The organism is Phocaeicola oris (assembly GCF_021295095.1).
GTDB lineage: Bacteria > Bacteroidota > Bacteroidia > Bacteroidales > Bacteroidaceae > Phocaeicola > Phocaeicola oris.
Map to the genome: position 1 here is coordinate 1 of NZ_JAJLQX010000041.1, position 9,610 is coordinate 9,610.

Consider the following 9,610-nt stretch of genomic DNA (forward strand, 5'->3'; position numbering starts at 1 on the left):
TGCACTGTCTATCAAAACAGCACGGGTTGCTCGATGGTGTATAGGGAATCAGTATGGCAAGGAAAAAAGTGTCTACCGGTTCAGCTAATGTAGCAAAAAAGTGTCTAGTAAAATCAGGTAAAGTCAGGGTACGCATAAACGAATGAAGTCATGCGGATGAGTTGGACAGTTCATGCGGACGAGTTGAGTAATTCATGCGGATGAGTTAGTCATTTTATACGTATGAAATAGAAGTTTGATACGTATGAGATGTTCAAAACATTTGATGACTTTCTCTGTTCACCTGTATCACGTATATAAAGCGACTTTTACACACAGCAAACTATAAGAAAAGCTGCGCGACAAGCACAGCCTTTCCTTAATAATATAGTATGAATTCGTCATTTCTTCTTTTTGCGACTGTCTTCATTATGAATGAAAAACTGTTTCCAATCGTCTTTCTTAGCAGACTCTTTCATCAAAACAAATTCTTCTTCCTTTTTATTCTTCTTTCTGAACTTACGATCAGAGCTATCAGCCTTACGATCTGTTTTTCTGCTTTGCGTTTCCGAACGAGACTCTCTTCTTTCGGAACGTCCTCCGCGTCGTCTTTCCGCCCTTTCGCCCCGACGAGAACTATTACTTTCCGATCCACGCTTTCTACCTGATATGTCGGATTTCCCTGTATTTTCTCTCGCGATCTCAACAACTATCCGACGACCTTTCACATTGATTCCATTCAAAGCATTAATTGTATCGTCTGCCTGAGCATTAGGAACTTCAAAGAACGAAAGATTCTGCATCAAATCAATTCGGCCCACTTCAATATGTTGTCCTTTCGTATTTCTATTAATTAATTCTATCAATTTGTTTGGAACTATTCCGTCTTTCTTTCCTAAAGTAATAAAGATTCGGGTATAACCTTTCTCGGCAGTATGGGTTCGTCGCTCTCTTTCTGCGCATCGGTCCTTACGAACGCTCTTTTCTTTCTTTGTTTCAAGAGTCAATGATTCTACCTCATCCGCATTGCTGTAATATTCTAAGAAGCGATTGAACTCCAGAGAAACCATTCGTTTAATCAAGTCCTCTTTCGACAACCATTCCCATTTGCGATAAACATCAGGAAGAAAATCCTTTATCTCATCCTCATTCACTTTCACTTTCTCCACATCATCAATCACTTTCAGCAATTGCTGTTCACAAATCTGCTTACCTGTCGGAAGAGTCCCTATAGTGAACTTCTTCTGCATAGTACGTTCTATGTCACGTAATTTACCACGTTCACGCAAATTGATAATAGCCATAGAAATTCCCGTCTTTCCTGCACGGCCTGTTCGTCCGCTTCTGTGAGTATACACCTCATTATCATCCGGAAATCCGTAGTTTATAACATGAGTTAAATCGCTGACATCCAATCCTCTGGCGGCCACGTCTGTTGCCACTAACAATTGCAAATGCCGTTGGCGGAACTTCTGCATAACTAAGTCACGTTGAGCTTGACTTAAATCTCCATGCAAAGGTTCCGCGTCGTATCCATCCTGAATCAATTTATCTGCCACTTCCTGTGTTTCCAAACGGGTACGACAGAAAATGATTCCATATATCTGTGGATAATAATCGACAATTCGCTTCAACGCTGCGTATTTATCTTTGGCACGAACGATATAGGCAACATGATTCACATTATTGCTGCCTTCGTTTTTTGTTCCGATAGTAATCTCCTTAGCATTACGCAGATACTGCTTTGCGATACGTGAGATGTCATTACTCATGGTAGCAGAGAACATCAGCGTATTCCGTTCCTGAGGGACCTGTTCCAAAATAGCGTTTAAGTCTTCTGAAAAACCCATGTCAAGCATCTCATCAGCTTCATCCATTACTACATTATTTACAGTATCGAGCTTGGCAACATTACGTTTCATTAAATCAATGAGACGCCCCGGTGTAGCAACTATAATATGAACACCGGACTTCAGCATACGTATTTGGCTCTGTATAGAAGAGCCTCCGTACACCGGAAGTACTTTCAGGCCATCAATATATTTAGAGTAATCAGTAAGATCACCGGAGATTTGCAAACAAAGTTCACGTGTAGGACAAAGTATCAACGATTGTGGAACTACTTTAGAGACATCTGTCCGCTGAATAAGCGGAAGTCCGTAAGCTGCTGTCTTTCCTGTCCCTGTCTGAGCTAAAGCAACCACATCATTTCCGTCCCCCAACAAATACGGAATAACTTCTTCTTGTACAGGCATGGGATTCTCATATCCCATTTCTTCAATGGCTTTCCGTATTTCAGGAGAAACGCCTAATTCTTCAAATGTTTTCATTCAATATTTATTTCTTTAGTCTGCTGAGTTGCAGAACTCACCTTTGAAAAAGGTCTGCAAAGATAGTGATTATCATCCGATTACAAATCATAACTCTTTCTATACTATTCTCTATTTAAGTGTAATTAACAATTAGGACTTCCATATATCATAAAAGAATGAGAGTTTGTACATACTCCTTCTATTTAATTAATTCTATAACAATACATTTACATCTTCAATTTTTCCGTTTATTTAAATTGATTTAGCAATTAAACAGGAACAAGTGGAAGGCTATAAATAACCCCAAATCGGTCATTAGAAAAAGATGATAACAATGCTCTAATGACCGATTTGGGATAAAAAATCCCCGTGTTATAGGACGAGGAAACCTAATGTTTTCACAACGGAATAATCCTTATTGTGAATGCTTTAAAATTAGTTGTACAAAACTACTGTGTTTTCAAATAATATGCAAGTTTTTTATGTTAAATTTATTTTTAACTAAAATATTTTGTATTTTTACGAAACACATTAACAATTCAATTATGAAAAGCATTTTAGGATTAGATTTAGGTACAACAAGTATAGGCTGGGCTTTAGTAAATGAAGCAGAAAATGATAATGAAAAATCTTCTATTGTCCGTCTTGGAGTGAGGGTAAATCCATTAACAGTAGATGAGAAAGGAAATTTTGAAAAAGGAAAAGCAATTACAACCAATTCTGAAAGGCAGCAGCGTCATGGAGCAAGAATAAACCTTCAACGATATAAACTTCGTAGACAAAACCTTCGTGATTGTTTGCAAAAACAAGGTTGGGTAGGTTCTGAACCAATGTATGAAGAAGGTAAAGATTCAATTTTTGGGACATATAAACTTCGTGCAAAGGCAGTAACCGAAGAGATTTCCTTGCACGAATTTACACGTATTTTATTTATGCTCAATAAAAAACGTGGCTATAAAAGCAATCGAAAAGCGAATAATAAAGAAGACGGGCAGGCTTTTGATGGAATGACTATTGCCAAAAAGCTTTACGAAGATCATTTGACTCCTGCTGAATACTCACTTCTGTTACAAAATAAGGGTAGAAAGTTTGTTCCAAGTTATTATCGTTTTGACTTAATTTCAGAATTAGAAAGAATATGGAATGAGCAGAAGAAGTATTATCCGGAAATACTGACAGATGAATTTAAACAGCAATTAGAAGGTAAAACAAAAACTAATACAAATAAAATTTTTCTTGCTAAATATGGTATCTATTCTGCCGATTTAAAAGATTTAGATAAGAAGCTACAACCTTTAAGATGGCGTGTAGAAGCTTTGTATAGGAAGATTGAAAAAGATGTTTTGGCTTTTGTCATTAGCGATTTAAAAGGACAAATCGAAAATACAAGTGGGCTTCTTGGTGCTATTAGCGACAGGAGTAAAGAACTTTATTTTAACCAACAAACTGTTGGACAATATCTTTGGACTTCGTTAAAAGAAAATCCACATATCAGCATAAAGAATAAACCTTTTTATCGTCAAGATTATTTAGACGAATTTGAAAAGATATGGGAAACACAAGCAACTTTTCACAAGGAGTTAACGCCAGAATTGAAACAAGAACTCAGAGATATTATCATTTTCTATCAACGTCCATTGAAGAGTAAAAAAGGACTTATTTCTATTTGTGAACTCGAACAACGCAAAGTTAAAGTGATGAATGATGGAAATGAAAAGGAAATGACTATTGGACCGAAAGTAGCTCCAAAGTCGTCACCTGTATTTCAGGAGTTTAGAATTTGGCAAAATCTAAACAACGTTTTGCTTATTGATACAGAAACGAAAGATAAGCGTTTTCTTGATGAAGATGAAAAAAAGAAGCTTTATCGAGAATTAAGCGTTAAAGCGAAATTAAGTAAAACGGATGCGCTAAAGGTAATAAATAAAAAAGGTAAGCGTTGGGATTTAAATTATAAAGAATTGGAGGGAAATCGTACGCAGGCTACACTTTACGACTGTTATAATCGCATCATTACATTATCAGGACATGAAGAATGCGACTTCAAGAAAGAAGATGCTTCATACATTCGCCATTATGTTAGAACTGTTTTTAGCGGTTTAGGTTTTAATACCGATATCCTTGATTTCGATCCTTTATTAGAAAAACATAAGTTGGAAGAACAGCCTATGTATCAACTGTGGCATTTGCTGTATTCATACGAAAGTGATAATTCTCGAACGGGTAACGAAGCATTGCTCAGGAAATTGGAAACCACTTTTGGCTTTTCCAGAGAATATGCATTATTGCTTTGCGATATAGTTTTTGAAGAAGATTATGCTAATTTAAGTGTAAAGGCCATGCGTAAGATTTTACCTTTCCTTCAGGAAGGAAACGACTATAGCCAAGCCTGTGCATACGCTGGTTACAATCATTCACGTCGATCGTTTACAAAGGCCGAATTAGAGCAAAAAGTATATAAAGAAAGATTAGACTTACTGCCAAAGAATAGTTTGCGTAATCCTGTAGTTGAGAAGATTCTCAATCAAATGATTAATGTTATAAACGCTATCATTGATAAGTATGGTAAGCCTGATGAAATAAGAATAGAAATGGCACGAGAGCTGAAGAGTGGTGCCGCTGAGCGAGAGGAACGTTCTCGTGCTATCAATCAGGGTAATGCAGAAAATCTACGTATTCGTGAGATATTGGAAAAGGAGTTTGGTTTATCTTATATAAGTCGGAATGACATTATAAAATATAAATTATATAAAGAACTTGAATTCAATGGATTTAAAACGCTTTATTCAAATACATATATCCCCAAGGAGAAACTATTCTCTAAAGACTTTGATATAGAACATATCATTCCTAAAGCACGTTTGTTCGATGATTCATTCTCTAATAAAACTATAGAAGCACGTGACGTAAATATAGCTAAGAGTAATGCGACAGCGTTCGACTTTATTCAGGGAAAGTATGGAAATCAGGCTGTTGAGGAATATAGAAAGCGATTAAATATACTTCTTGAAAATAGAGTTATAAGCCGGGCAAAATATAACAAACTCTTAATGTCTGAAACTGATATACCTTCTGGCTTTATAGAACGTGATCTTCGCAACACACAGTATATAGCAAGGAAAGCTTATGAGATTTTAGGCGAGTTGGTAAAGACCGTAACGCCAACTACAGGAGAGATAACAAACCGACTGCGCGAAGATTGGCAGTTGGTAGATGTTATGAAAGAATTAAACTTTGAAAAGTATAAAAAATTAGGTTTGGCGGAAGAAGTTGAAGACAGAGATGGAAAGAAAATCAGACGAATAAAAGATTGGACAAAGCGCAATGACCATCGCCATCATGCAATGGATGCTCTGACGATAGCCTTTACAAAACCTTCTTATATTCAGTATCTGAACAACCTTAATGCACGAAGCAATAAAGGTGGCAGTATCTACGCAATTGAAAATAAAGAGTTGCATAGAGATAAAAGTAATAGTCTTCGCTTTAATGCTCCTATTCCTATTAATGAATTCCGTGCTGAAGCAAAACGTCATCTTAATTCTATTTTAGTTTCAATTAAAGCGAAAAACAAGGTGACAACGCTGAATATAAATAAGATTAAAACAAAACATGGTATAATAAAAAAGGTACAACTTACACCACGAGGGCCTTTACATAATGAAACCATATATGGCACGAAGATGCGCCCTGTAATAAAAATGGTAAAGGTGGGTTCAGCATTAGATGAAAATACTATTAATAAGGTGAGTAGTCCGGTTGTTCGTGAAGCCTTACTAAAGCGTCTTAACGAATATGGAGGTAATGCTAAAAAAGCTTTTACCGGAAGAAATGCGTTAGAAAAGAATCCTATTTATCTGAATGCGCAGCAGACAAAAGTTGTTCCTGCATTGGTTAAGACAGTGGAATGGGAAATGTATCATCCTGTCCGCAAACTAATCACACCAGACCTTAAACTCGATAAGGTTATTGATAAAGGGATACGAGATATTCTGAAAGCTCGGTTGGAAGAGTTTGGTGGAGACGAGAAGAAAGCTTTCAGTAATTTAGACGAATGTCCTATTTTCCTTGACCGAGAAAAGAATATAACTTTAAAGCGTGTTAGCGTTGAAGGAGTTTTAAGCGCAATTCCTTTGCATACGTTGAAGAGCCAATCCGGTGAACCTGTTATTGGAAAGAATGGGAAAAGCATGTTGGGTGATTATGTTCAAACAAGCAAAAATCACCATATTGCAATTTATCGTGATGAAAAAGGCAACTTGCAAGACAATGCTGTTTCATTCTTTGAAGCTGCTGAACGTAAATCGCAGAACGTTCCTATTGTTGATAAAAACTTTAATTACGATATAGGATGGCGATTCCTTTTTACAATGAAACAAAACGAATATTTTGTGTTTCCTAATGAAGAAACAGGATTCGTGCCTTCTGAGATGGATTTAATGGACGAGGCTAATTATGAAAAGATCAGTCCAAATCTATATAGAGTTCAAACTATTTCAAAAATAGATTATGGTAATACCATAATTCGAGATTATATGTTTAGGCATCACTTGGAAACAAATGTAGAAAAGATATCTAAACTTAAAGGAATAACATACAAACAACTAAAATCTTTACCATACTTAGATGGCATTGTTAAAGTGCGTGTTAATTCTATTGGTAAAATAGTAGCAGTAGGTGAATATGATTAAAATAGATGGCTTATGATAAAGAAAACGTTATGCTTTAGTAATCCTGCCTATTTAGGTTTGCGTAATGCACAGTTAGTTATCCATTTGCCCGAAATAGAAACGTGCAATGAGCTACCCGAAAAATTTAAAAAGCAAGCTGAACGTACAATCCCAATTGAAGATATTGGAGTTGTGCTGCTCGATAATAAACAAATAACCATCACATCGGCAGCGTTAGAGGCATTGATAGAAAATAACAGTGCCGTTATTACTTGCGATAACCGGAACTTACCTATCGGATTGTTTTTGCCTTTATGTGGCAATACAACACAGAACGAACGTTTTCGTATGCAAATAGAGGCATCTCTACCACTCAAGAAACAATTATGGCAGCAAACTGTAAAACAAAAAATCATTAATCAAGCTAAAATTCTTGATCTATATACCAATACAGAAACCGCATGTATGTTTGCTTGGGCAGATAAAGTTAGGAGTGGTGATCCCGATAATCTTGAAGCACGAGCAGCAGCTTACTATTGGAAGAATCTTTTTCCTGATATTCTAAACTTTGTAAGGACACGCGAAGGCGAACCTCCCAATAATCTTCTTAACTATGGGTATGCTATATTACGTGCTGTTGTAGCACGGTCGTTGGTTGTAAGTGGATTACTCCCTACATTGGGAATCCATCATCATAATAAATACAATGCTTACTGCCTTGCAGATGACATTATGGAACCTTATCGCCCCTATGTTGACGGTGTGGTTTTAGATGTGATGGCTTCAGTCAATGATTATAATGAACTTACAAAAGATATAAAAATAAAACTGCTATCCATACCTGTGCTTGATATAATCATTGGGAACAAAAAGAGCCCGTTAATGATTGCAACGCAGCAAACTACAGCTTCGCTTTACAAATGTTTTACCGGTGAGCAAAGAAAAATTATTTATCCTGAGTTATAAAATTATTAGTGGAAACCAATAGATTCAGTCAGTATAGAACTATGTGGCTAATGGTGTTCTTTGATTTACCTACCGATACAAAGAAAGAACGAAAAGCAGCATCGCTCTTTCGTGAGAATCTATTGAAAGATGGATTCACGATGTTTCAATTTTCCATTTATATCCGTCATTGTGGTAGTAAAGAAAACATGGAAGTTCATATAAAACGCATAACCTCTTTTATTCCAACATATGGGCAGGTAGGGATAATGGGTATTACGGATAAGCAGTTTGAACAAATTAAACTTTTCTATGGCAAGAAGCCTCAACCTCCTAATGCTCCTGGTGTGCAGTTAGAACTTTTCTAGAAAAATTAAAGTTCCATCTTCACCGGATGGAACTTTAATTTCTATGCAATTTTTTATTTTCCTTCAATCGTCATAATTTGATTGATATTCAGTCTCTTATGCGCTGTCTGTTGTTTCTAATATTGCAAAGATACTAATTTTAAAGCTAATCACAACACGGCAGAAATATATGGTTTGAAAATAATGTTGTTTCTAATATTGCAAAGATACTAATTTTAAAGCTAATCACAACAAGATGCTTGAATACTTCCACGGTTATACCGTTGTTTCTAATATTGCAAAGATACTAATTTTAAAGCTAATCACAACACCTTTCCGCATGTCCTCATCGCAAAGGAGTTGTTTCTAATATTGCAAAGATACTAATTTTAAAGCTAATCACAACTATTCCTTTCGCTTTCCCAACTCGAATCCTGTTGTTTCTAATATTGCAAAGATACTAATTTTAAAGCTAATCACAACTGCAACGATAATGGATATATACGAAGCTTTGTTGTTTCTAATATTGCAAAGATACTAATTTTAAAGCTAATCACAACTCCTGGATAGTTGAATATTCCACGTTCTATGTTGTTTCTAATATTGCAAAGATACTAATTTTAAAGCTAATCACAACTGAACGGTGCCGGCACTGTTCTGCACGGTGTTGTTTCTAATATTGCAAAGATACTAATTTTAAAGCTAATCACAACAGCGACAGTGGCAACCACACATGGGAGGAGTTGTTTCTAATATTGCAAAGATACTAATTTTAAAGCTAATCACAACCACATTGTCTTTTATATGTTTCTATTGTTCGTTGTTTCTAATATTGCAAAGATACTAATTTTAAAGCTAATCACAACTAAGGCCAGGTACTAAATTGGGTGTTACAGTTGTTTCTAATATTGCAAAGATACTAATTTTAAAGCTAATCACAACAAAAGTATCAGGAGAGTCATAGGTAGAGAGTTGTTTCTAATATTGCAAAGATACTAATTTTAGTGTGAATCCGATGAAACATAACTTTTTATCAATTGGATGATTAGTTCAAGTTGTTTTATTGTGTATTTCTATAATAAGGCTTACTTTAACGTGAATTCGAAAAAAAACAGAGAAGTCATGCAGATACCTACGAAGGTAGAATATGGTCTTGTAGTATGTTGACAAGATGTTTTCCCCCTTTTGTTTGGTTCATTAAAATGGTCATAAAGATGTGGAGGAAAAGTCATGACTTATACTGATATAAGTAGACACATTTAATAACCATAAAAATGTGTATAACTTATGCGTAAAAAGTACAAACATTACAGTGAGGAAGAAAAATTAAATCTTCTTCGCGAGTATGAGGAGTCTG

Annotated in this window: 4 protein-coding genes and 1 CRISPR repeat array; of the genes, 3 read left to right on the top strand and 1 reads right to left on the bottom strand. The window is 35.7% G+C overall.

What is annotated here, in order from left to right; genetic code table 11:
• Positions 1-380: 380 nt before the first annotated feature.
• Complete coding sequence (locus tag LO761_RS12370) at positions 381-2,309, bottom strand: DEAD/DEAH box helicase (protein ID WP_272818589.1); 1,929 nt, start codon at positions 2,307-2,309, stop codon at positions 381-383.
• A gap of 527 nt (positions 2,310-2,836) precedes the next feature.
• Here LO761_RS12370 and cas9 point away from each other — a divergent pair.
• Genes cas9 through cas2 form a run of 3 tightly spaced genes read left to right on the top strand, consistent with a single transcriptional unit; the run spans position 2,837 to position 8,274 of the window.
• Positions 2,837-6,982 carry a type II CRISPR RNA-guided endonuclease Cas9 gene (cas9, locus tag LO761_RS12375; protein ID WP_272818590.1) on the top strand — a complete coding sequence of 1,382 codons (4,146 nt, stop codon included), beginning with the start codon at positions 2,837-2,839 and terminating at the stop codon, positions 6,980-6,982.
• Positions 6,983-6,994: 12 nt separating this feature from the next.
• Positions 6,995-7,927 carry a type II CRISPR-associated endonuclease Cas1 gene (gene cas1 / locus LO761_RS12380; protein ID WP_272818591.1) on the top strand — a complete coding sequence of 311 codons (933 nt, stop codon included), beginning with the start codon at positions 6,995-6,997 and terminating at the stop codon, positions 7,925-7,927.
• A 50-nt stretch (positions 7,928-7,977) separates the two neighbouring features.
• Positions 7,978-8,274, top strand: coding sequence for a CRISPR-associated endonuclease Cas2 (cas2, locus tag LO761_RS12385; protein WP_272818592.1), 297 nt, complete (start codon positions 7,978-7,980; stop codon positions 8,272-8,274).
• A gap of 109 nt (positions 8,275-8,383) precedes the next feature.
• A CRISPR array of direct repeats spans positions 8,384-9,271; the repeat unit is 47 nt; unit sequence GTTGTTTCTAATATTGCAAAGATACTAATTTTAAAGCTAATCACAAC.
• Positions 9,272-9,610: the final 339 nt, after the last annotated feature.

What these genes read in the sequence shown, in the direction of transcription:
- LO761_RS12370 (WP_272818589.1), bottom strand. Translation starts at nt 2,309, where the DNA reads ATGAAAACATTTGAAGAATTAGGCGTTTCTCCTGAAATACGGAAAGCC.
- cas9 (WP_272818590.1), top strand. Translation starts at nt 2,837, where the DNA reads ATGAAAAGCATTTTAGGATTAGATTTAGGTACAACAAGTATAGGCTGG.
- cas1 (WP_272818591.1), top strand. Translation starts at nt 6,995, where the DNA reads ATGATAAAGAAAACGTTATGCTTTAGTAATCCTGCCTATTTAGGTTTG.
- cas2 (WP_272818592.1), top strand. Translation starts at nt 7,978, where the DNA reads ATGGTGTTCTTTGATTTACCTACCGATACAAAGAAAGAACGAAAAGCA.